This window comes from Parafilimonas sp., from assembly GCF_047606085.1.
Lineage (GTDB): Bacteria > Bacteroidota > Bacteroidia > Chitinophagales > Chitinophagaceae > Parafilimonas.
In genome coordinates this window covers 54,377-77,156 of the sequence record NZ_JASGEX010000177.1, presented here as the reverse complement: position 1 = coordinate 77,156, position 22,780 = coordinate 54,377, and the positions used below count along the sequence as shown (strand labels likewise).

Genomic DNA, 22,780 nt, shown 5'->3' with positions numbered 1-22,780 from the left:
GCAGGTTCGCTTCGTTCGGCTCCGCTACGCCTCACTTCACTTCACCTGCCCGCGGGTTAACTCTCTATACAGCTACTAATAAGCTATTTACACAAAGAAATAAACACTACCTTTTTAAACCCAATCATCTCTCTATTTTTACCCGCTTGAAATTGAATCTTGCTTTTTCTTGCTGTGCTTATACGGCACTTCACTGTTACTATGATACTTCTTTATGCCCTGGTATCCCGAATCTGCTTCAGTTCTTATAGCAGGATGAATATGCACCCTGCTTTCCTTAAACACCCTGAAATCGTGTTTGCGGCCTTTGTCTATCTGCACGCAAATAATTCTTCCATCTTTGCCTACCACTAACTGCGTTTTATGCGTGTGCCTTTTCTTTTTCCCTGAATAATACTGCCGCTGTTTTTTTAGGCTGCTCTACCGGGCTTTCTCCCACATCCACTAATACCACCGGCCACTTAACGCTGGATTTTGTCAATGCTTTCTTGCCTGGTAAACAAAACGCATTGCTTTGAATAAGGATATCTTCCAGATTGGTTACAATACGCCAGCATTGTGATTCACTGATGCCATAATCTGTTGCTATATGCATAAATGTACGGTACTCCCGGTAATACATCAGCATCATTAGCAATTGATCTTCTACAGACAGTTTGGCTTCCCTGCCACGATTGGGGTGCTTGCGCCTTTGTGCCTTTACCGTTTTAATGACAAAACACATTTTCTCAAATGTGCTTCGTTTCACACCTGTTAAGCGACGAAATTGCCCACCGGTGATTGTCTTTGGTATATTTTTCCATATCATCCCTTTCTTCTATCAACTGTTGCTCCTTTCTCCAACCAATTTTTCAACACATGTCAATATCGTTTAATGCAAGAGGTCTATTTATTGTGGCTCTTGCATTGCTGAATTACCGCGGCTTGATTCATTGCAAAAAAGCTATAATGGCAAACTTCAAGTTATGGTAATAAGCAGTGAACCAGCCGCAGAAGTACAACTTTTTTTGCAACGCAATCATAAAGTACAAGGTATTAAACTGCCTTTTATAACAGGGGATACAGCTTTAAGCAAATTATTTCCTCACACTATTGTGCCACATGAGGTATGGCTAAACAGCGGCTGCAATGTTATAGCCGTTACAAGCCAGTTTGAAGTAACTGCATCAAACATAAATCTGTATCTGGAAGGGAAAGCCATAAACCTGCCTTACAAGCAGGATGAACTTAGTTTTAACCGAAATATTGCTTTATTTGAATCAGGCAACGGTGGTAGCATTAACCACCTGATAAGCCGTAGTATTATGGCGCATTACCTGCCTGGCGTACCGTCTGTTATGGGTAGCAATACAATAGGCAATACCCAACGTTTTTATTATGTTAACCTTCCCTTGTTTCTTTTGTACCAAACTGCCTACGGCATTCCCCGCAACAGGATTATTTCCACTGTAAAAGACAGTTTTAACATGCAGACCGAACATGAAAACTGGAATGCCCAATGGTTGTTTTCGTACGAGATTACGCTACCAGCCGGTTATGCTCTGCGAAAGAGGAAAATATTAATGCAGCAGGATTTGGACAGGTACACCGGCTGCCATGCACAGGTAGAAGAAAGAGAAACCGATTGTTGGTTTTTGGTGAAGGCATCAGGCAGCCATGAAGCACCTAACACAACAACGAGTGCCGGGGCTAAAATCAGCATTGGCAAAGGCAGCAGCAGCGCTAAGTTTATTACACAAATAAATAGTGTATTGGCTGATATGGAAATGCCGCCCGTCATTATAGATAGCCTGCATGAACCTGGTGAGCAGCGCCATTGCCATTACGTTACCTGAAAAAAACATAGCTGCTTTGCAAAAGGCATTAGGGGAATACGGGTATGCGCTTATACCCGGCAGAAAAAAACTGCCCATGTTGATAATTACCAAACAAAACTATGCATTCTCCCACTATTAAAAAATCTTATGTGAGAAAAATATTCTTTACTTTTTTACTCATTGCTGCATACGCAACCATCACAGCCTGTTCAAAGCGGGCGCCATTAATGGTAACCCGCAGGTAAATGGGTACCAGTCCATCCTTAGTAGTTTTGGATGTTTTGCTGTAAAAAAGAATGCTCAATTTCGTTTCCATCTTTTCCTCCTTCTTTTGAGGTTAAAAATAAATTTTAAGAACACCCCAGACAAGATGTCCATTAAATGGACTGCTTGCCTGGCGCGGGTTTCAGCCAAATTCGGTTACCCGAAATCCGAAAAAGTCTGGGTAACCGAATGGAACACCGGGAATTGAGATTTTTTGATACTTTTTGGGAAGGAGAAAAAATAAAAAAGCCCGCCACCATTGAGTTTGCGAGCTTTTGATAGATTTGAATATACTATTTTGCGGACCGGACGGTTGGGGAGACCAGTTTGGACTCCATAATCTACTTTATACAACTTTAAATCAAATGGCTGATGTTTATTTCATTATAACTTTTAGACATTAGCATTCTTCCTACCTTTAATGTAATTGATAGGGTTTTTATAGACTATAAATAGACCAATTTATGCGTCAACCTATCAAGTTAATTGTGAAGAAAGGAAAGCTGCGCAGTGATGGAACCCGTTTAATTTCTATTCAGTATTGCCATTCAGCTACCAAAAGAGCCGTTGTCGGAACAGGTATTGCTATACCTCCTCAATATTGGAACAAAAAGAGCTGCAGAATATCTGGCAAACTACCTCCTCAATATGGCAATGTAGAAGACCTGGAGAAACGACTTACCGATAAGCTCCGCAAAGCGGAGGATATGGTAAAAAGCGCCAAGAAAAGAAACATTTGCCCCATCAAGTTCCTGCATGATAACCTGCCATTGTCTGATAAATGGACGATAGAGCAGATGAAGGATCATAAGGATGAACTCGATGTTTTTCGTCAGATAGACCTATACATTGAAGAAAGGAAGTCGGAAGTGAGCCAATCCACTATCAGTGTAATCAGTACAATGAAAGAGCATTTAAGATGCTTTGAAACGTATCGAAAAGAAAATATTGAAGGATTTAAAAATACGCCTATTACTTTCGATAGTTTCGATTTTGATTTTTATACATCCTTTCTCAAATACCTCACTTACGAATATCAACTCAAAAGAAAAAAAGAAGTTATCAAGGGGTTGCGCATTAACGCCCTTGGGAAAACGATCAAATGGCTGAAGATTTTCCTTACAAATAGGATAAATAAAAAGATCATTCCACCCATTGATTTGTCTGCTTACAAGAGTATGGAAGAAGAAGTAGATGCCATTTATCTCAGTTGGGCGGAAATATCCGCTATATATAAACTAGATCTTTCCGCTTACCCGATTCATGAAAAAATAAGAGATGAATTTGTTCTCGGCTGCCTCACAGGTTTTCGCTTTAGTGATTATTCCAAGGTGAAACCTGAAGAAATCCGAGATGGTATGTTATTCGTAACCCAGACAAAGACAAGCGACCGGGTTGTTGTTCCTCTGCGACCCACAACAGAAGAAATATTGAAAAAATACAACATGCAAATGCCGCCAATCAGCAATCCTGATTTTAATCTTTATATCAAAGAAGTAGCAAGCATGGCTGGCATTAACCAGTTAATCAAATTCACCTATAAGCGTGGCAATAAAATGGTGGAAGAAATAAGGCCGAAATATGCGTGGGTAATGTCTCACACCTGTCGCCGTTCATTTTGCACAAACGAATTTCTTGATGGTACACCAATTATTTTAATTATGGCGATTAGCGGTCATAAAACAGAAAGAGCCTTTAGAAGATACATAAGAGCAGACGCTTTACAAAAGGCGCAAATGATCAAGAAGATTTGGGATAACCGACCGGTATTGGTAGCATAGGATGGATGTATTGACAACAATAAAATAGATAAAATATCTAATTATTAGATTATTTATCTATAATTAAAATTTTTATTTAATTTTGAAATACTGTAAAAAATGGTAATTATTTCTAAAGCTACCATTCAGGCATTCATTCAAAAGCACCCGGATGTTGAGAGTGCTCTGGAGAAGTGGTATAATGATACAAAGGCTGCAAACTGGAAGGGCTTTAGTGAGGTAAAGAAAACGTTTAATACAACTGATAGTGTTGGCAACGACCGATACATTTTTGATATTAAAGGGAATCAATACCGTTTGGTTGCCTTGATTATTTTTAAAGTGAGGACGGTATTTATTCTTTTTATAGGAACTCATAAAGAATACGATAAAATTAAGGCGGATAAAATTACTTTTAAAAAGTAGTGAATATGAAATACGAAATTAATTCCAAGAAGGTCTATCATGAAACAATGCTCGCAATATATAAGCTAATGGATAAGGGTGAATCCAATTTGTCTGCAGCGGAGCTTAAAAAACTTGCGGCAATGGCTGCTGCTGCTGAAAAGTATGAAGATGAAGTATTGGGTCTAAAACCCAAAAAGAATCCCGAAAACATTATTGAGGTTGTAGAATTGAAAATGTTCGAAAACAAACTAACCCAAACAAAACTTGCTACTGAAATTGGATTAGGGCAATCGAAGGTATCAGAAATTCTATCAGGAAAACGTAAACCCGATTTACCTTTTTTGAAAGGCGTACATAAAGTATTAAACATTGATGCAAATTTTTTATTGGAGCATGCTTGAGTTTTTGAATTAATCTTTCTTCATTCAAAGAAACAAGGCTTGTTATCAACTGATTGTTTTATTTTAATAATATAAATAAATGATCAAGAGTAATATTAATAAGCTATATCAAAAGATAGGAGAATTTGTTGTCTGTTTCCAATTTATGGAAAAACAAATCAGAAATATCGGCTGGTTCATTAAAGATCCCGAACGAAAATCTTGGCCAACTACTACCACTACCTTACGAAAAGAGACTAACCAACAATTGCTTGACAAAGTCTGCCGGATGTTTTGTAATGAATCCGCGAAGTGGTACGAAAAAGGTGTTCAATTCGGGCCGGAAAGTTTTAAAAACGTTATTGAAAGGGTACAAAATATGCGCCTCTATCGGAATGAATTAATGCATGCCGCTTATGTCGAATTAAAAGGCGGTGATAAGATATACGGATTGCTGAAATCAGGGATAAAAAAGGTAAAAGATAAATCCACTATTGAATCGGAATTATTAACTGAAAGTTCTATTGATGCAAAGATGCAAAATGTGGCTCTTATTTCATTTGATTTAAATTTGCATTACGTGCAATTGATTCATTCCTTTGATAGCGATTAAGCATTATAAATAAACAATATGCTCAGAGATTTGCTATTTCTGTTTTAAACTTAATCTCCTTTTTTATATTTACCGTCCGGCAATGAACTATAAGCAAAATCTACATTGATGTCACAGTTTCCAGGAAAAGTAACTTCAGCCACTTCTCTCACAGCATATAAAAACTGATCAGCTGGTAAGAAAGTTTGTTTGCCACGTGTTGGAGGTTTACCTCCTAAATAGGAATTGGCTCTTGTTGCACCCGAATTAAGTCGGCAAAATAGAAAATGAGGGTTAAGATTTAATATATCTTTCGTTGGAAACTGGAATATAATTGGTTTTTCTTCTTTGTACCTGTTAAAATGTCTCCATAAACGATCTAAAGTTGGCCACATAAAAACACGTTCATTTAAATGATACAGGAAATCGCCGACTTCCCAACCATCTGTCAGACATTTCGTCAAGGCTTTTTCCGATATTGGTTTTTGGTCTCTTAAAGAATAGGTGTTGCCATTAATAAATAACGGATAATGATTGGTTCGTTTTTTTCTTTGAACAGGAAGATGTTGCTTATCTTTTGACATTTTGATTAACTCATTAGCGCTATATAATCGTTTTTCAGCGATAATCAATTTAGCATTAGAATTACTTGTCAAATGATATAAATAAGGCCTTTTTTCGATAAATTTTTCTATATCCATTATTTCCAATTTCGTCTGTCAATCACAGCTCGGTAATCAAAAGTAGTTCCAATGAGAGATACTTGTACCCCAGAACAACGCTCAATTTCATCAATAAATCTACGTGTTTCATCCGTGAGATTTTCGTAACGGCGAGCTTTTTCGTTTTTTACAGAAATGTAATCAGTGAAAGTCAGAGCAATGTCTGTAGGCGAATTTAACTCGCAAGCTTTTCTAAACATTAACCAACTAAATTCAGCAATCCGTCTATTTTTCTTTGTAGTGGTTGTAATTTCTTTTTTTACCAGATCCTCCGCATTCTTTCCTGATCTATCTGCTACTATTTGCATGTTAATTTCATTGCTCATGAAGGGCCCGGATGTTCCTCCTACACGTATTGGATAACACCTGGTTACCATAATAATTTTTCGTACCCGACGAGGTGAAATTCCCGCTTCTGAGAGTGTACCTGACGCCGAAGTATCGCGAGATGTAACGTGTGGATATAGGCCGTGATGCAAACTAAGTCCTGTACCCTGAGTACCTTCAAGAAGTATCTTTTTCCCTTCTTTATATAAGTTTTCCAATTCATTTGCTGTAGAACCTAGGAAAGGGCGTAACTCTTTAAGAAAGTGTTTTGCCTTGTGGTTATCATTTTCATAAAGCCTGGCAACAATATTGGTCGCCGTCGCAAATCCTACTCCCTGACCAGTGGAACTGATTTTATCTTTGATTTTTTGTTCTTCATCAATATCTTTTTGCGAGATAATTACAGCGTTTTCGTCAATTACTAAACGGCCAGTTTCTATTCCAAAAGTTCTAATTTCTTCCAGCAGTTTGCCTAAATTTAATACTGCTCCCGGGCCTATGAGAAGTTTGGAATTAGGCGATCGGTAGGTTCCCGAGGGTAATAAGTGAAAAACATGGTTATAAGGTTTTTCGAATACAGTATGCCCTGCATTAGGTCCGCCAACGCGCATCAGGCACTCATATTCAGGTGACACATGAGCGGCAATTTGTCCCTTTCCTTCTGATCCAAACTGACCGCCAACAATGACATCCACCAGTTCGTTATGAGTAGAAGGTAAAAGTTTGAAAAAGCTTGCTACTCTAATAAAAACATCCTCATCATTACATTTGTCGGTGTCAATAACTAAATCCGCTTCATCTTTAAGTGTATTGACTTGCTGCTCGGTGGGATCCTGTTTGTATTTTTCATATTTTGCTTTTTGTTCTGCCTCCGGCAGCTCTCTAATTTCTCCACGTTGATAAAATCTTTTTTCCAGACTGTCTTTAGAAGCTTCCAAATGAATATGAAATACAAAATAGCTATACGCCTCTCGAATGTGCTGAATTTGTTTCAATATTCTTGCTGAGTCTATTACATAGAACTTTTCGCTATCAAAGTCCTTTGCATACAAGTGCTGAAAATATTCTAACACCCATTTACCGTCTCCGGTTGTATCCAACTGTTCACCAAATTTTTGAAGAAAACCTCTTTCAGGAACTTTGCCATCAAGTTTTTTTTTCGCCAAGAAAAGTAATCCTTCCTTAGTCTTGCAATGCTTAAAACCAAAAACACTTTCGAGTTTGTCTGCCAACGTGCTTTTGCCGGTACAGATTTCACCACTTAATACAAGGATTACTTTTCTGTCCCCCATGTTGAATCTTCTTTAAAAAGTGTAAGAGTAGTTTTCTCTTTTGGATTAAACGGCTTTCCTTGAAAAAGGTAGATATTCACTTTCAAGTCATAACCAGCCAATTCATCATGGATCATTCCAATAATGATATTCCAGTCACCACCTGCATTACCAGAGCCAATTGCCGGCATGTGTATAGAACCATTCAATTCCTTAGCGGCCTCCCTAAGCTCAATAAGGCATTTTCTTAATTCATTATACTTTAAGGGTATCTCGTTCCCTTTAGGAAATATGCCTTTTTGAGCGAGCATTTGAAAAACATACAGTTCATCGCTGATTTTTACAAGATTGGTTTTTCCCAAGACGAATTCCGCTTTATTTGATTGCCATCGTTTCAATTCTTCTTTTACAATTGGATAATTTTTCGCGAGTGAATAACCGAAACCACGTCCAAGCGCAGCGCTTGTATTTACTACTTGCGCAATAATTTTTCTACCTTTTCCTCTGGGTTTTGTTGCGTCGCCAAATTCTAATATGATTTTTCCGGCATCGGGAGATAGATCAACTGACTCCGTTGGCAATACCAATATCCCGATTCGTGGCTTTTTGTCTCGTCGATAGGGCGAGATTCCAACAGTGAAGATATTATAAGTAGCACCATCGAAAAAATTCCAAGAAGCTTGTTCCCTCGCTGTCCAGCCTGGCGATGTACATTCGTAAGCCTTCGAAGTACCGGGTATTTCAAAATAGTCAGGTACGTTGACCGGAAACTTTTTAGAAACTTTGTGATAGTCAATAACAATTTTGTTTTCAGTCTGAAATATACCGATCAGAACAGCACATGGCTTATCTATCACTTCGGCGTATCTGATAAAAACAGATTCAAGCGAAGCTTTATATTTAGTAGCAAGATTTATCAGACCTTCTATTGAAGGTGGTGCCGCATTGGCATCATGAGAAAAAATTGCGTAGGGCAATTGAATCTCTGCCGCTGCTGTATTACATAGTTGCTCCAATTGTCTATTTTCTATTGGTTCAGTTTCTCTGTTCCTGATAGCTTCTGCGCAATCTGAAAACAATGTATGCGCTATCTCATGTGCCACAGAAAAATTTACTCTAGTTGGCCGCTGAAAAGGATTGTATTGGATTTGATAACCTTTTTTCTGAGGAATGATGCGTGCATCAATCACTGAATCATTAGGCTTAACATCAATACCGATAAATTCCGCCAGTTGAATAGGGCTATATGGTGGACCTTCCCACCCTAATTCAAAGGCTTTCAATACCAAATTCCGTGCTCTCATTTTAATCTCTTCCAGTGGATCATCATTGCCTGATTCTCGCATCAATTTCACCACCGAATGATGATTCCATTTTTTTCGCGTCGTTGTCGGAGATTCTTCTGTTTCTTGCAATTTTGGTTGCTGCCCTTCAATGGATACGTCACTTTTCTTAAGACGCTGTTGTAACTCTTTTATTTTGTTTAGTCCATTGGTTACAATTTCATCAGGATCGAACCCTTCTTCCTTCAAATACTCTCTCGCTCGTAATGCTGATGAGCTATTATATTCAACGTTGGATGTAATGATCCTGATAAATGTATTCTTATCAAAAATAATATCTTTGTTCATAGTGTTTCTTTTGAATCGTTAACTACTTGTTTTAAATCCATCAACTTCTCACTGAATTTAGTTTGAGTTGTATCAAACTTTACTTTTCCCAAATCACACTTAACGTGTAGTTAAATGATCTCGCAAAAAGACAATACTCATAAAACCTCGTGTCTTGTTCTCTATCACTTTTCATTTGAAACCAGTCTGATTTCCATATATCTTGCTTGGCTTCATCGCTGGAGTACGCTTTATTTCCAAATATGATTTCATACGCTACAGAGCCTGATGGCGGAGGGGCATCGTATTCAAAAACACTGAAGTGATAAAAATCTTCCGATTTTTTCCACCATTTCATTTTCCCGTCCTTGCAATACATCACAAAAATGGGGTGATTACCTCTTTTTACAAAACGTAGAATAGTTGCAGTCTTACTAACCTGAAACCGATCAGATAGTTGGTTTATTATTTTAGGGTCAAACTTTTTGCGCTCGCACTCTTTATGGAATAACTCAGATGGCATTAAAAACTCCGCAGCAAATTCATTAGCTTCTATTTCGTGTGTCCCTCCACGATACCAACTCATTAGTTCTTCTTCTGTATCCGAAAAAACTGGCCTGATGTGCCGGTGCATCTCATAATGCCCTAACTCATGAGCAGCAGCAAACCTTTTTTTTGTCTCAAACAGAATGTCGGAATTAATACTAATAATGGAGCGGTCACCAACTGATACTATTTCCCCTTCTCTGCCCTTTAATGGAACTTCTTCATAAAATGCCTTTCGACCTTTTATAATGATTGGAAGCGATATTTCTGTAGGATCGGTCAGTCCACAATCATCCAGTACTTTTTTCGCTTTGATTTCTGTAGCCGTATAATGAAATTTATTATTCATCCCTCTTCCCCTTATTCATAAATTTCAAAGTGAAATGCCGTATAAGTATATCTCGCACATCGGTTTCATTCATGCTGTCCAGGTTTCTAAAACTCAGAGACAATTCTTCAGTTCGTACCAATTCTACAATCGAAAAGTTCTGCTTATTTAATAGATCATCTACCCATGCAATGGCTTCCGATTTTGCTTGCGTTGTTTCCTCCATTTCGAGTTCCGTGCTTCGTGCATTGATCAGCAGTTGCATCTTTTTTATTCTTTTAAGACCATCAATAATTAACTTATCTACATTAAAGTCTTCAGATAAAAGGAAATCTTTTGCTGCTTGCTCATCTCTGCTATCTTGCTCTGCATTTCTAATTAAAAACTTCGCAAGGTCCTTTTTGTATTGATTGTTTTGTTTACTCATACTTTTGACCTTTTATCGTTGAAATGTAAAGCTGCTCTTTTTAAAACAGTGTTAAGTCGGCGCATCCCATTGTCAAAGTCAGCCGCCGTCATATTGAATTCGGCTATTACCTCTCTTCGTTTCATATCTGAAATATATACTCCGAGAAACACATTTTCAGTATCCTTATCACCTTGAATTTCACTTTCAATATAAGTCTTAATGGCGGCGTAATCTATATCGTCTGGAAAGATGGCCGCTGTATAGGGCATTACTCGTTCTGAGTATGGAGAACTTTCTTCTTCTTCATCTGAAAAATCATCATAGGCGAAAATATCGGCCGTTTGCGTGTTTTCTAATTTTCTCAGATCATTACCAACCAAGGTACGAACCAGTTGATATTTCAGATAATCCACCAGTTCGCCTTTATTAGGGTCATATTTCTGTGGTGATTCTAAAAATCTACCTATGGCTTCATATACATAATCTTCAACTTTCTTCCCTTCTATAAATGTGCTGGTTTCTTCACCCCGAAACCATGCACGACCATTTGTCCAGGATTTAGTGAAGGCAGTGAGGCGCAAAAGAATATCCTCCCAGGCAATTTCATCGATACAGAATTGTTTTGTACTCATGAGCGTAGTATCTACTGTTATATGTTGGCGAACAATATTTTTTTACAAGTCACCTGCAAAAAAACAATCTTCATCAACATACTAATGTATAAAATAAATTTTTTATACAATGAAAAATGAACAGCAATTACTAGAAGATGCTCAACATCAATGTGATACTATCGATATTGAGCAATTTACAAAGGATGGAAAAATCCCGTCAGAAGGCAAATGGTATCGCGTCAGAATTGGCACAGAGTATTACATTTTCCTTAAGCAGTTTGTTTCTGGTCACGAAATCCTTGAGAAAGCTGGAATAACCTATGTCAACTGTTATTGGCTGTATCAAAAACAAAAAGACTGCGATTTTGAGAAAATCGATCTTCAGGAGCGTGTAAATCTGGCGAAGCCCGGTATTGAACATTTTATTATTAAGTCCACAGAAATTTTCCACTATTTCGTTGATAATGAGCCGGAAACTACTGATTTAAAAGCCATGACGCCTAACCAGATTCTGGAAGCGGCAGGTATCACGCCCGTGAAAGATTATTATTTGGTCAGAATCAACGCAGACGGCAGTCAACAATCTTTTGCTGACACCCCCAACGTACCAATTATAATGGTGTGTCCTGCAGTAAAATTTGTATCCATATTTAGAGGAGAGACTCCCGTATCTTAAAGCTATTGGTATGGCAAAATCAGATTTTGTGAATCAGTTGCAGGCTCTTGGCTACACTGTGCTTGAGCCTGCACCTGGCTTTCTTTGCGTCGAATTTGAAATTCCAGTAGGCCGATTTCGAGGCCAAAGGGTAATGATGGCTTTTCAAGTCAACGATAGTTTCCCAATGTCTCCACCACCAGGCCCCCATTTTAAACCTCATTTGCTACCCGTTACTGGTGGAGGCGGATGTCACCCATATGGAGCTATACATAATAGCCCTTTGGGTGCCGAGTGGCAGTATTGGAGTAGGCCTTTTACGGTGCATTGGAACAGCACAAACAAGACAGTAAAGATCTATTTGGCTCATATTAATAACCTATTTGCAACTATACCATGCGTAGCTACAGTGTAATTATCAGGGATGACTTACATCAGCAATTATTTACCCATCTTGTGCGCACCGATGGCCAGGAAGACCTTTGTTTTGCGACTTATGTCCCCAGTACAGGCGCATCCAGAAGTACAGCAATCCTGTCACAGGTTATTTTCCCAGAAGAAGGGGAAAGGAATGTTCATGGTAATGTTGGATTCCTTCCTCATTATTTTGAACGAGCCTTACAAATTGCTCGGGCAAACAAGCAGGGGCTAATGCTTTTGCATTCCCACCATGCTAAAGGCTGGCAAGGAATGAGTGAGGATGACGTAACGGCTGAATTGAGAATTGCGCCTGCTACATTTGGTGCGACTGAATTGCCTCTGGTCGGCTTAACCATTGGTTCGGATGAATCCTGGAGTGCAAGATATTGGGTTAAGGTTCCACAACAACGGCGCGCTTTTATTCGTCAATGGTGCGATACCGTACGTGTGCTGGGTAAAAAATTGACTATCACTTTCAACGATACCTTGTTGTCTCCTACATTTGATAATTCTAAGCAATTGAGGACAATTTCTGCTTGGGGCAGTTCTACGCAGGAGAGTTTTTCCCGATTACGGATTGGGATTGTTGGGCTTGGCAGTGTAGGAAGCATTGTAGCGGAAATACTGGCGAGAACTGGTATTGTTTACTTTACGCTAATTGATTTTGATGCGGTTGAATTTAAAAATTTAGACCGGCTAACAAATGTTTTTGAAAGCGACATTGGCCGTGCAAAAGTATTAGCCATCTCCGATGGCATTAAAAGGAGCGCAAGTTCTCCCACTGTTGTTATTAATGCTTGTGAACACAGTATCTGTGAGAAAGAGGGGTATGAAGCAGCGCTTAACTGCGATATTCTGATTAGCTGCGTAGATCGTCCATGGCCAAGGCAAGTACTTAATTTTATTGCTTATGCACACCTGATTCCCGTAATTGATGGTGGAATTCTGGTTCGTACAAACAAAGAAAACACATCTATAAAGGGTGCAGATTGGAAAGCGCAGACCATTGGATTTAGAAGAACTTGTTTAGAATGTCTCGGACAGTACACAAGTGAAAATGCAGCACTGGAAATGAGTGGAAAACTGGATGATCCAGAATATATAAAAGGTTTGGATAAATCTGTTTTCATGGACGCTCATGAGAATGTATTTGTATTTAGTAGTCATTTAGCCTCACTCGAAGTATTGCAACTACTTACTCTTTTTATTGCACCATCTGGTATAGATGATGTAGGCCAACAAATGCATCATTTTGTGATTGGCAGTATGGATATAAATAAAACATTGATGTGTCATAAAAATTGCTTTTTTCAAGGGATTGTTGGCAAAGGAGATTATGCTGGTGTTACAGTGTATGGACAGCATGATGCTGCTGCAAATGCTAGAAATAAAAGGGCTATGATGATAGTTGAGAAACAAAAACGTAAGCATCAATCTGTTTTTAATTTAATGCATCAAATTAGAATATGGATTGACAATATATTTAAAATTAAATTCTTTTAAAATAGGCTATTTATTTATGCTTTACTATAAATCCTGCCCTCTCCGGATCATTCAACACTGTCTCCAGTACCACATCCACTATATCCTGAACATTCTGCTTAATGATTTGCTGAATGGTATTTATACTTTTCTGGTCAACTTTTCGCACGGTTGGCAAAGGCAAAGAATTTTGCTTTTCCCTGCTAATTGCAGCATGGTCATTCACTACCATTGCATGAAAAGTTTTTAACTCAATCAATTCATCAGGATTGTCGGCTACAAGTCCTACAAATTCACCGGATGATAAACTGGAAATTGTGCTGGCAGGTACAGCGACTTCCAGTTGCTTTGATCTTGATATAGAAGTATCGTTGCTGTTAATGGAAACGCTTTCACGATCCTGGAATGTTTTGGCAAAGCGATCACTCAAAAGCTTCGCAGTTTCGCCACTCACCTGCCCTGAAATAATATTGCCGGTAATATTAAATATTACTTCTGCTTCTTCTTTTGAATACATCAATTTTAACTGGCTGTAATCCTGTACCGCAATAACCGTAATAATGTTATTGGATCTGCCGGTAGCAATTGTTTTCATTACACTGGTGGCGCGTATGGAAGCAAATTCATCACACACCTGGGCGCAGGGATACTGGCCGGGCTGATTAATGATTTTATTTAACCTGTCCACATATAAAGACATGATTGGTGCAAGCGCTTCCTGGCTTTGCGGATCATTACCTAAACAAAAAATCTTTGGGCTGGCAGGATTATTAATATCCAAAGAAAAATCATCGCCTGAAAGAATGTAATAAAATTCCGGTGATGAAATTCTTCCGAGTGGTATCTTAACAGACACCACCTGGTTACCCAGTGTTTCCATATCATTATCCTTATAAAGCTGGATGAATGGGTTTATTAAAGTTGAAATTTCTGTTTCTGTGTTTAATACTGTAAATAACTTTTCATATTCAACGTGGAGCAGTTCAATGGCATGTGGTAACGTGCAATACATACCATCACGGTATTTGCGTAAAAACCAAATTACAGCCGCCAATAAATTAATGGGCGATTCGATAAAAAAATCGCCTTGCTTGTTTACCCATGTCCTGTTCATGCTTAACAGTAAAGACCTACTGGATTCAATGGCACTCGTTAGATTAAACAATGTTGCAGGATGAATAGGATTGCATTGATGCGAAAGCTCAGGATTTGTGAAGTTGATAGAATAATATGCAGCGCCTTTGGGATATTTATTTCTGTGTTTTAGAAAACAATTATAGGTAAGCGTACTTAGCTCAGGGAACTTATGATCGAAGACAAATAATGCCATCCCCCTTTCAATGATCTGCTGGATAAAATTCTCAACAACAAAATAACTTTTACCACTGCCCGGAGAACCCATAATTAATATGCCCCTGCGTGCATTCACAAAGTTGATCCAACTGTTCCGCTTTTGCGACTTCAGCTTATACTTTGCGGGCAGATTAAGCGAGTAAGCATTGGTGATTAATCTTTCTTCCTGCGGAAAGGTTTCATTGCCTTTATTAAAAACATCCGGTTTAAGTTTACATTTAATGATGCGTGTAAGCAATCCACTTCCTGTTAATATCAGAATAAAACCAATGCCTGTAATGCTGATATAAGCGGCAGCCAAAGTAGTAGCGGATAAACTATTAATGTATAAAATAAAGCCGCTGGTTAAGTATAAGAGTAAGCCTGTAATAAGATAAGCAAAAGCTATCCTGTAATTCAATTTTTCGCTCTTTCTTCCTTTTACTCCCAATACCGATAATAACAAAAAAGCCAGTGCAATTAACTTGGATTTCATAAATCCGCTCAATAATCCTGTATGGCTGATGTTTTTCAATACCTGGTCTGAAATTTTGCTTGTTAACTGCCATGTTTCAAAAGCAACGTAACAATAATAATAGCAGTGTATCAATAACACCGCTATGGCAATCATCCGAGTCATGTCTATGACTTTCTTTAACCCCTGTTCATTTTCTCCTGTATGCATAGTCATAACTATTTGTTTTATTTTAGTGATGTAATTTTTTTCTTCTTTTTCTGCGCAGTTCATCGTTTCTCAATTCAGCCGCCAATGAACCTTCCTGTTCTGTTTGAATAAGTTCTTTAAATACTTCTTTTACGCCTGGTATTTTAAAAGTGATACCGTTTTCTTCTGCAGTTGTTAGTGCAGATTGTTTTTGTTCGTTTGCATGTTTGAACGCGGGTCGTTGTGTAAGCTTTTGTTCATGACGCTGCATTTGCTGATTACAACGTTCCTGGATTTGGTTAGCGCTGTAAGGTTTACCCAAATCGCTGCCATTGAATACACATTTGGTTTGATGATCTATGTATGTTAAACCATAAATAATACCCTTATCATTTTGACGAAGCACCAATTGTATTCTTTCTTTTTGCAGGGCGTTTATTAGTTCCTGCAGGGATTGTTCTGGACGTTTGACAAAAGAAAAATCAATTGCATTTTTAATCCGCAGTTTATGCCTCTGTTTTTCTGTTTGATTTTGCAGAAATTTTTGCTGCAGAAATTTTAAAGTGGGCTTGTTATAAATCTGGCTGGCTTTAATGGGAATGCCAATCTTTTCTCCCTTATCATTTAATATCCGGTACATCAAACCTTTGCTGTTATACAATTGTGAGCCTTCTTTGCCTCTGTCTGCAACGATGTTGTATTGTTTCAATACTGCATTTAATTCAGGCAGCGAAGCGTATTTATAAGTTGGTAGAATAACGTCCAGCACATTGGTGATAGCGCGGCGAGTATCTGATTTACCATACTGTACTTTTTGAATATTTACGGGTTTGATTTCATAAGCTTGTTTTAAATGATGCGCCTCTGCCTGCACCAGCTTAAATTCTTTTTCAATTTCTTTTCTCGCTTTCTCTGATTGGTTGCGGCCGATGTTCTGCATTTTAATCCGCTTTCCATCCCGCTGAATATTTGTAGTTACCACATGCAAATGGGGATGTCCTGCATCGTGATGCTGATACACTAAATAAGGCTGGTTGCCAAAACCAATGCTGCGCATATAAGTGTCTGCAATTTTTTGCAGTGTTTCTTTATCCAGCTTTTCCGAAGGATCAAAATTTAAAGAGATATGGACAGCATTTAATTTGGTTCTTTCATTCAGAGAAATAAGTTTTTCCAGCGTCCTGATCTTATCTGTAAATCCAAGCTGCTCTGTATCCTTTCCATAGTTCCCGGAATGGATCAGTTGTGCCACATTTTGCTTCAGTTTATTTTCATTATATTGTAATACATTTTTGATGCTGGCAGACGACTTGATTACTGCAACCATTGCTCGTTGATTTGATTGATTTTTGATTTGATTTCATCTACCTTTTTAAGCAGGATTTGCTTGCTTGATTCATTCAGCAACAACCAGGTTTTTATTTCTTCAACATGCTGTAAACTGTGCAGCCTTTTTACGATCTGATTGTAGTTATTTCCAATAGCATTGAGTTCATTTCGTAAGACAATCATTTCTGCCATAAAGTCGTCCAGCGACTGATTGCGGGTGTAAATTGCAATGGGTTTGTCCAATAATTTTTTGCGCACGTAGTCGCTAAATTTTCTGCAAGTGGAGTGAGAAAATTTCTGATGAATCCTTTCTGATTCTTTTGGTGTAAGCCTTACCTGTAAAAGCTCAGACCGGTTTATTTTTTCTTCCGTCATCACATTTCTTTTACCTCGTTAATAAATAAACACTGTTCAAAATCTTTCCAATAACCGCCACCGACTTTGGAGGAAATGGCGGTAAAATTTCCGTTGTATTACAACGGGACATTTTACCGGTAGCAGCGAAGCAGGCTGCCTCAACCGCTGGCATCTTCCTATATATTGTTATCAGGTTATTTCAAAGATGGTTTTTGGAGCGTCTGCTATCCAAAGAAGATTTAAAGTTTTTGTTTGACCTGCTGTTTTTGCGATAATCCGATATGCACTAACCAATCATTCAGGTCATCATACCGATGGTATAAATGGCGTTCATCCCGAAATTTTTCTTTATCCAAATCCAATGCTTTTTGTGTAAATTTTTGTCCTGTTCTATCGTTGTCTAAAAACAAATGAACGCAGGTATGCTCCTGCATTTTCGGCAGCCTCTTTTCAAAAAAAGAAGTGGAGTTTAAGACCAAATAATTGCACAAAGGCTCCTGCTGATTGTAATACATATTTTTATAAGAAAGGAAATTGAAAAAGCCTTCAAAAACGGCTAATTCCTTTGCACCGTTATTAATAAATGTGCTGTCTTTTGGAGAGCTGCTTCCTTTAAAAGAAGCATTGCGTAATTCATAGCCTTCTGCATCATTTTTAAACCCTAAAGCATAGTAAGTTTTATCGCCGATTTGATAACGGATTTCTTTTAGATATTGCTCTGCAACAGGTAATGCAATTCTTCTTTCATGCAGGTATTTTAACAGCGGGTAAGAACTGATAGAATGGGTGGAAAGAATGCTGATTGTATTGCCTTCATTATCCGGGTTCGATTGTTTCGTTATTTGATATTTCAGCGCAATAACCGGACTATCCAGCTTCTGCAGAAAATCACTTATACTGCAATGGTGAAATAAAATACCGAAGTCAACTAAGTTACCCCCTTTGCCATCTGCAAAATCATACCAACGATTCATTCTTCGGTTTACTTTGAAAGAAGGTGTTTTTTCATCATGTAAAGGGGAATGATACCAGTAGCTGTTGACGGAAATTTTTGTTGGCTGAAAGCCCAGCCCGGACAGGTAATCTACCATGTCCATTTGTTTTGCCTGTTCGATTGTCATAACACACATTTTCTTGTTCACAAATTCAAATGACAGTATCGAAAGTATGTATGACAATACAAATAAAAATGACCCCTTCAATTTTTGAAGAAGTCATAGTATTAATGAATTCGTTGCGTATTAACTGAGCTGTGGATTATTGATGTTGAAGTTTATTTCGGCCAACTCATTTTTCAGTAATGCCCTTTTTAAAATTATCTATCAGCTTGTGGAAATTGTTCCAATGTCGCTTAATTTGATTCGAAATTTTATTGTCATCAATTATATTAGCAGCAAGTTGAGCATATGTCAGATAATTACCCCAATCAAATTTGTGAGATAATATAAATCTGTCTTTATGAGTTTTATCCCGTTTATAAATTCTTCTTCGTTCAGCACCGAGATAGGTAAATCTTTTATATAGTCTTGATTTAAATAGTTGCCCTTTTGTATTTGTGTTATTATGAAAAGCGTAAAATGTTCCTCTTGCAAAACTTCTTTTCATTTTTCTATAATAGCTGGCAATACTTGAATTTTTTAGAAGTGTGTTTTTCCCATCAAATTGAAAACCTAAATATTCAAACTTTGTATTATTCTGAAGTTTATTAGTTTTCAAATTTTTTTGACGGCAAATAAACCGATTACTGGATTTGTCAAATTTGAAAGAAAATATTTGTGTTTTTGAGTCCTGAATTTCCAGACAGTAATCTTTGATTTTATCCGTAAAAAAATCTATGACGGTTTTCATATAATCCGATTTACAAACAACGACCATATCATCGGAATATCTTCTATAAATTCCATGCAAATGAGTTAAAAGATCATTTGCAGATTTATCAAATTCAAATAAATAAACATTTGCAAGAACAGCACTTATTGGCGACCCTTGGGGAATTCCCTTATGCCTTAATTTTAAAACCTTTTTGTTGGCATTATCATAGACGTATTTATTTGCTTTTATTAATCCTTTGTTTCTAATAAATTTAATTTCATCATTCTCACAAAATGCAATTGCTCTTTTATTTCTTAAATAAAACCTCTTTCCAACACTCTTATTTTTAATTAATGCAGGTTGCCTCTCAACTAAGATTTTTGTTTTGAAAGCTTCAAAAATTTGATTTTCTTCTACGTAAGAAAACTTAGTGATGTTTCTAAAAACATTATAATGATCATCAGAAAATTCAGGGACGATTTGCTTCCAAACCTTTTTTAATTTTTTGTGATTAATATTATCAAAAAAACATTTTATATCAAAAGTTATCGCAACTAATTCCGGTTCCCTTGAATTTTTTATGTATGAGAATATTTCATTGGCAAAATCAACATTGCATTTGTTTCTCGAATTTGGGATACTGGGATTTAGCTTTAATCTTCTGTATGCAGTCACACAATTATTGATTCCTGCATCGTGCAGCTTTTTTTCGTATTCGATTGATATTAGTTGTGAATAGTAACTGTAAATATTTGCATCTAAGTGATTAGAATAATATAATTCTCGTTCTTTGAATGTTGGTTTTCTTAAAATTGAACGACTACCATCATGGCAGATTTCTTTTCTAAACTTTCTTGTTTCTGTTTTTCTGTGAATGAATGGAAAAAAGGCATGCTTCGATATTTTATTCTTATCTGAAACATACTTTTCAATCCACCCTTTATCGTTCGGCTGTAGTGGGAATCCAATATGTGGATAGCGCTTTAAACGAAACCAATCTTTTTCTCTTTTTTGTGTCGCATTCATAAATAGAGATGAGGGGTAGGTGCAACTACGGGGCATGCCTTACTTAATGGAATAATACATGCATTCCACAATACTCTTAACGAATATTGCCCCTTCAAGTTGGGAAGAATTATATTCATAACTTTACAAATAATACATGGTATTATGAGCTTCATTAGAATACAACAGCATCTATGCCGTGAACTTTCTTTCGTCAGTTCTTGCATAATTGGAATTGCTGTTCCGTAAGCAACATATGTCTTGCTTAGCTGTAACCTATAAAACGTACTATTCGGCTCACCTACCTTACTCATCTCATATTTTTATTAAGTTGTCATTGCGTTTAGTCTTTTGATATTATACAAACCGCAAGGATTTATGCTGTCAAGCATAGTTTCAAATTTAAAATTTCAAAAAATCGATATCTAAATCATCAATTCAATATTATACATTTTGTATGTCGGGGGTAATCCAATTTTATTAGTTAATACTTCCCCCTTTACAAATAATCGCTAATCCATTGCATTAGATATAAAGTTGATTAACAGCTGCTCGGTATTAACACAAAATAAGTAATAAATATAAACAATGCATCAATGAAGATACGTTGCTTGCAAAATATGTTTTCCATGCTTTAGCACTTTAAAGCTTTAGGGTTGAAAAAAATCCTGCCGGTCCTGGCGGGATTTTTTAGTTTATTATTAATAACCCCTTCAATTTCTGAACAGGTAAAATCCTCTTTGAAAACTTATTGCATAATAGTTTTACAGCGTGAACAAGATTCGTGAAGCAAAAATTCTATTGTATGTTATCAGCAAAAGATGTAAGCATTATTTATGAGACGCTCTTAACGTCTCCGGGCATGAATGATACAGTGAAAATTGATTTGCGTATGCCGCGTAAAAATGCACTGTTATTAACCAGGGTTATAGAATTGGGGCTATTGGCAAAAGATAGCGAAGGCGGTTTCTTGCAAACGGCAGGTAAAGACGCCATAGCAGAACTCAATAATCTTACCGACAGCATTCTGGAAAAAGCAGGATTAACGGAAATGTACAGCAAGCTCAACGAATTGCAATCAAAGTGAGCCGGTATGGAACGTAATGTATCATCATTTAAAACAGCCATCCGCAAAGGTTATGAGCCACGATTATATACTTATGATCTATCGCAAATACCTTTAGGTGAATTTGACGCTATACTCGATTTTAAAACATGGTCAAAACGCATCATTGCAATCAATTGTTATTTTACAAAGATTGCCACCAAAGAAAAATTCGTAGTAACGGTTTATTGTAATAACCACACAGGCAGGTATGATATAACAGGCTCTAATGTGAATTTTGCCGATTGTGCAGTTAACGCTTCTTATCATATCTGTATTCAAAAGAATAATAAAGACAAAGTATTTATCAGCAGCGTTCAACTTATACAGCATATTAACCAGTCAACAAAAAAGGAATGCCGCCTGTAGGCGGCGAAAATTTTTTAAGGCTTGCCGGTTTCGGCAAGCCTTAGCTTACATAATTCTTCTTCTCAAAAAAACTATTTATCTTTTAAGAATAATGAAAAAGCCTATAACAGATAAATCAAATAGTCGTGCACATTGCACGAACTTTGTGTTATCAAACATCCGGACTATTTGATTTCAATTGGCCACGTACAACTTTAAGAAAACAATGCTTTCTTCAAGCCAAGAGCTGCAAGTTCAGTGGAGAATTTTACAGCCTCAATATTATCCAGTGGATTTAATAAACCATAATCATGAATAAACCCATTAAAAGTTTGAATGGTTACGGGCACGCCTGCTTCATCTAATTTTCTTGCATAAGCTAAACCTTCATCATGCAGAATGTCATTCTCAGCTAATAATACAAAAGCCGGTGGCAAATCTTTCAGTTCGTCTAAAGAAGCCTGGAATGGTGAAGCATAATATTCTTTTCTTTTCTCAACCTCAGGCAGATAATTATTCCACATCCATTTCATCATATTAGCTGTTAAAAATCTTTCTTCTGCGTATTTCTGCCAGCTTTCACGTGTAAAATCAGCATCTGCAACAGGCCACAGCAATAACTGGAATTTTATTTTTGGACCGCCTTTATCTTTAGCCATCAAACAGGTTACGGTACTCATATTGCCGCCAACACTATTGCCTGCAATTGCCAGGTTTTTTCCATCAACGCTAATTTCTTTTCCGTTTTCAGCAACCCATTTAGTGGCTGCATAAATTTGGTTTATTGCAGTTGGGTATTGTGCTTCAGGCGATGGCGTATAATCAACAAAAACTGCAGCCGCACCACTGTTCACCACTAAATCCCTTACCAGTCTTTTATGCGTAGGATAATCTCCCAACACCCAGCCGCCGCCATGTACGAACATAAAAACCGGAAGTATATCTGCCTCCGAATCTTCAGGCTTTACAATATGGATGTTTACTGTAATGCCATCCTGTGTAATTTCTCTTTCCGTTTCATAAATGCCCGAAATATCAACCTTAACCGATTTTTGGGCATCAATCAACACTTGCCTAGCCTCCTTCGGAGTCATTTCTTCCATCGGCTTTGTGCTCTCGCTGTTTAATTTTTTCAGAAATTTTCTGATCCCTGATAGAATCTGCAGGTCTTTTTCTGCCGGAATTGTTGTTGCCATCGTTATTGTTTTTTATTATTGAATGAA

General features: G+C 37.4%; 24 protein-coding genes and 1 pseudogene. 10 read left to right on the top strand and 15 right to left on the bottom strand.

Going from position 1 to position 22,780, the window contains the following annotated elements:
- Window positions 1-138: 138 nt before the first annotated feature.
- Together QM629_RS15620 and QM629_RS15615 are read right to left on the bottom strand one after the other, a co-directional pair.
- Window positions 139-357, bottom strand: a pseudogene (locus QM629_RS15620) (IS5/IS1182 family transposase); the annotation flags it as partial.
- A gap of 4 nt (window positions 358-361) precedes the next feature.
- The gene (locus QM629_RS15615; RefSeq protein ID WP_415160822.1) at window positions 362-724 is read right to left on the bottom strand and encodes a helix-turn-helix domain-containing protein; all 363 of its coding nucleotides are present in this window, start codon (window positions 722-724) and stop codon (window positions 362-364) included.
- Between the two features lie 241 nt (window positions 725-965).
- On the opposite strand from QM629_RS15615, the gene QM629_RS15610 reads away from it, so the two are divergent.
- A complete protein-coding gene (locus tag QM629_RS15610) occupies window positions 966-1,835 on the top strand; it encodes a hypothetical protein (RefSeq protein ID WP_415160821.1) in 870 nt (289 codons plus the stop codon).
- Window positions 1,836-1,962: 127 nt separating this feature from the next.
- Here the strand turns inward: QM629_RS15610 and QM629_RS15605 are convergent, their stop codons facing one another.
- The gene (locus QM629_RS15605) at window positions 1,963-2,133 is read right to left on the bottom strand and encodes an Arm DNA-binding domain-containing protein (RefSeq protein ID WP_415160820.1); all 171 of its coding nucleotides are present in this window, start codon (window positions 2,131-2,133) and stop codon (window positions 1,963-1,965) included.
- A gap of 412 nt (window positions 2,134-2,545) precedes the next feature.
- Here QM629_RS15605 and QM629_RS15600 point away from each other — a divergent pair, with 412 nt between their 5' ends.
- The 4 genes from QM629_RS15600 to QM629_RS15585 all read left to right on the top strand — a co-directional run bounded on the left by QM629_RS15600 (window position 2,546) and on the right by QM629_RS15585 (window position 5,242).
- The gene (locus QM629_RS15600) at window positions 2,546-3,862 is read left to right on the top strand and encodes a phage integrase SAM-like domain-containing protein (RefSeq protein WP_415160819.1); all 1,317 of its coding nucleotides are present in this window, start codon (window positions 2,546-2,548) and stop codon (window positions 3,860-3,862) included.
- Between the two features lie 99 nt (window positions 3,863-3,961).
- The gene (locus QM629_RS15595) at window positions 3,962-4,267 is read left to right on the top strand and encodes a type II toxin-antitoxin system HigB family toxin (RefSeq protein ID WP_415160818.1); all 306 of its coding nucleotides are present in this window, start codon (window positions 3,962-3,964) and stop codon (window positions 4,265-4,267) included.
- 5 nt (window positions 4,268-4,272) lie between these two features.
- Window positions 4,273-4,650 carry a helix-turn-helix domain-containing protein gene (locus QM629_RS15590; RefSeq protein WP_415160817.1) on the top strand — a complete coding sequence of 126 codons (378 nt, stop codon included), beginning with the start codon at window positions 4,273-4,275 and terminating at the stop codon, window positions 4,648-4,650.
- A 145-nt stretch (window positions 4,651-4,795) separates the two neighbouring features.
- Window positions 4,796-5,242: a hypothetical protein gene (locus tag QM629_RS15585; protein WP_415160816.1), complete on the top strand. Its 447-nt coding sequence runs from the start codon at window positions 4,796-4,798 to the stop codon at window positions 5,240-5,242.
- A gap of 50 nt (window positions 5,243-5,292) precedes the next feature.
- Here QM629_RS15585 and QM629_RS15580 read toward each other — a convergent pair whose 3' ends face one another.
- From QM629_RS15580 to QM629_RS15555, 6 genes are all read right to left on the bottom strand, one after another.
- Window positions 5,293-5,922, bottom strand: a complete 630-nt coding sequence (locus QM629_RS15580; protein ID WP_415160815.1) for a DUF7002 family protein — start codon at window positions 5,920-5,922, stop codon at window positions 5,293-5,295.
- Complete coding sequence (locus QM629_RS15575) at window positions 5,922-7,562, bottom strand: adenylosuccinate synthetase (RefSeq protein WP_415160814.1); 1,641 nt, start codon at window positions 7,560-7,562, stop codon at window positions 5,922-5,924. Before QM629_RS15575 ends, QM629_RS15580 begins: the two co-directional genes overlap by 1 nt.
- Window positions 7,544-9,172, bottom strand: coding sequence for an ImmA/IrrE family metallo-endopeptidase (locus tag QM629_RS15570; RefSeq protein ID WP_415160813.1), 1,629 nt, complete (start codon window positions 9,170-9,172; stop codon window positions 7,544-7,546). The genes QM629_RS15575 and QM629_RS15570 overlap by 19 nt, the downstream gene beginning before the upstream one ends.
- Window positions 9,173-9,251: 79 nt before the next feature.
- A complete protein-coding gene (locus tag QM629_RS15565; protein ID WP_415160812.1) occupies window positions 9,252-10,046 on the bottom strand; it encodes an ImmA/IrrE family metallo-endopeptidase in 795 nt (264 codons plus the stop codon).
- Entirely contained in the window at window positions 10,039-10,452 is a 414-nt protein-coding gene (locus tag QM629_RS15560; protein ID WP_415160811.1) for a hypothetical protein, read from the bottom strand. The genes QM629_RS15565 and QM629_RS15560 overlap by 8 nt, the downstream gene beginning before the upstream one ends.
- Window positions 10,449-11,066 (bottom strand): hypothetical protein, encoded by a 618-nt coding sequence (locus tag QM629_RS15555; RefSeq protein WP_415160810.1) that lies wholly within the window; start codon window positions 11,064-11,066, stop codon window positions 10,449-10,451. Before QM629_RS15555 ends, QM629_RS15560 begins: the two co-directional genes overlap by 4 nt.
- A 109-nt stretch (window positions 11,067-11,175) precedes the next feature.
- On the opposite strand from QM629_RS15555, the gene QM629_RS15550 reads away from it, so the two are divergent.
- From QM629_RS15550 to QM629_RS15540, 3 genes are read left to right on the top strand one after another with little or no spacing between them, the layout of a single operon-like run.
- Window positions 11,176-11,724 (top strand): multiubiquitin domain-containing protein, encoded by a 549-nt coding sequence (locus tag QM629_RS15550; RefSeq protein ID WP_415160809.1) that lies wholly within the window; start codon window positions 11,176-11,178, stop codon window positions 11,722-11,724.
- A gap of 10 nt (window positions 11,725-11,734) precedes the next feature.
- On the top strand, window positions 11,735-12,118 hold the full coding sequence (locus QM629_RS15545; RefSeq protein WP_415160808.1) for an E2/UBC family protein: 384 nt from the start codon (window positions 11,735-11,737) through the stop codon (window positions 12,116-12,118).
- Window positions 12,100-13,626 carry a ThiF family adenylyltransferase gene (locus tag QM629_RS15540; RefSeq protein WP_415160807.1) on the top strand — a complete coding sequence of 509 codons (1,527 nt, stop codon included), beginning with the start codon at window positions 12,100-12,102 and terminating at the stop codon, window positions 13,624-13,626. Before QM629_RS15545 ends, QM629_RS15540 begins: the two co-directional genes overlap by 19 nt.
- Window positions 13,627-13,636: 10 nt before the next feature.
- Here QM629_RS15540 and mobC read toward each other — a convergent pair whose 3' ends face one another.
- The 5 genes from mobC to QM629_RS15515 all read right to left on the bottom strand — a co-directional run bounded on the left by mobC (window position 13,637) and on the right by QM629_RS15515 (window position 20,125).
- Entirely contained in the window at window positions 13,637-15,628 is a 1,992-nt protein-coding gene (mobC, locus tag QM629_RS15535) for a conjugal transfer protein MobC (RefSeq protein ID WP_415160806.1), read from the bottom strand.
- A gap of 16 nt (window positions 15,629-15,644) precedes the next feature.
- On the bottom strand, window positions 15,645-16,928 hold the full coding sequence (locus tag QM629_RS15530) for a relaxase/mobilization nuclease domain-containing protein (protein ID WP_415160805.1): 1,284 nt from the start codon (window positions 16,926-16,928) through the stop codon (window positions 15,645-15,647).
- Window positions 16,916-17,305: a plasmid mobilization protein gene (locus tag QM629_RS15525; protein ID WP_415160804.1), complete on the bottom strand. Its 390-nt coding sequence runs from the start codon at window positions 17,303-17,305 to the stop codon at window positions 16,916-16,918. Before QM629_RS15525 ends, QM629_RS15530 begins: the two co-directional genes overlap by 13 nt.
- 221 nt (window positions 17,306-17,526) lie before the next feature.
- The gene (locus QM629_RS15520; RefSeq protein WP_415160803.1) at window positions 17,527-18,408 is read right to left on the bottom strand and encodes a toprim domain-containing protein; all 882 of its coding nucleotides are present in this window, start codon (window positions 18,406-18,408) and stop codon (window positions 17,527-17,529) included.
- Between the two features lie 166 nt (window positions 18,409-18,574).
- Window positions 18,575-20,125 carry a reverse transcriptase domain-containing protein gene (locus tag QM629_RS15515; RefSeq protein WP_415160802.1) on the bottom strand — a complete coding sequence of 517 codons (1,551 nt, stop codon included), beginning with the start codon at window positions 20,123-20,125 and terminating at the stop codon, window positions 18,575-18,577.
- A gap of 784 nt (window positions 20,126-20,909) precedes the next feature.
- Between QM629_RS15515 and QM629_RS15510 the strand changes: the two genes are divergently transcribed.
- Both QM629_RS15510 and QM629_RS15505 read left to right on the top strand, forming a co-directional pair.
- Complete coding sequence (locus QM629_RS15510) at window positions 20,910-21,191, top strand: hypothetical protein (protein WP_415160801.1); 282 nt, start codon at window positions 20,910-20,912, stop codon at window positions 21,189-21,191.
- A gap of 6 nt (window positions 21,192-21,197) precedes the next feature.
- Entirely contained in the window at window positions 21,198-21,578 is a 381-nt protein-coding gene (locus tag QM629_RS15505; RefSeq protein ID WP_415160800.1) for a hypothetical protein, read from the top strand.
- Between the two features lie 194 nt (window positions 21,579-21,772).
- Here the strand turns inward: QM629_RS15505 and QM629_RS15500 are convergent, their stop codons facing one another.
- A complete protein-coding gene (locus tag QM629_RS15500) occupies window positions 21,773-22,753 on the bottom strand; it encodes an alpha/beta hydrolase (protein WP_415160799.1) in 981 nt (326 codons plus the stop codon).
- Window positions 22,754-22,780 lie beyond the last annotated feature (27 nt).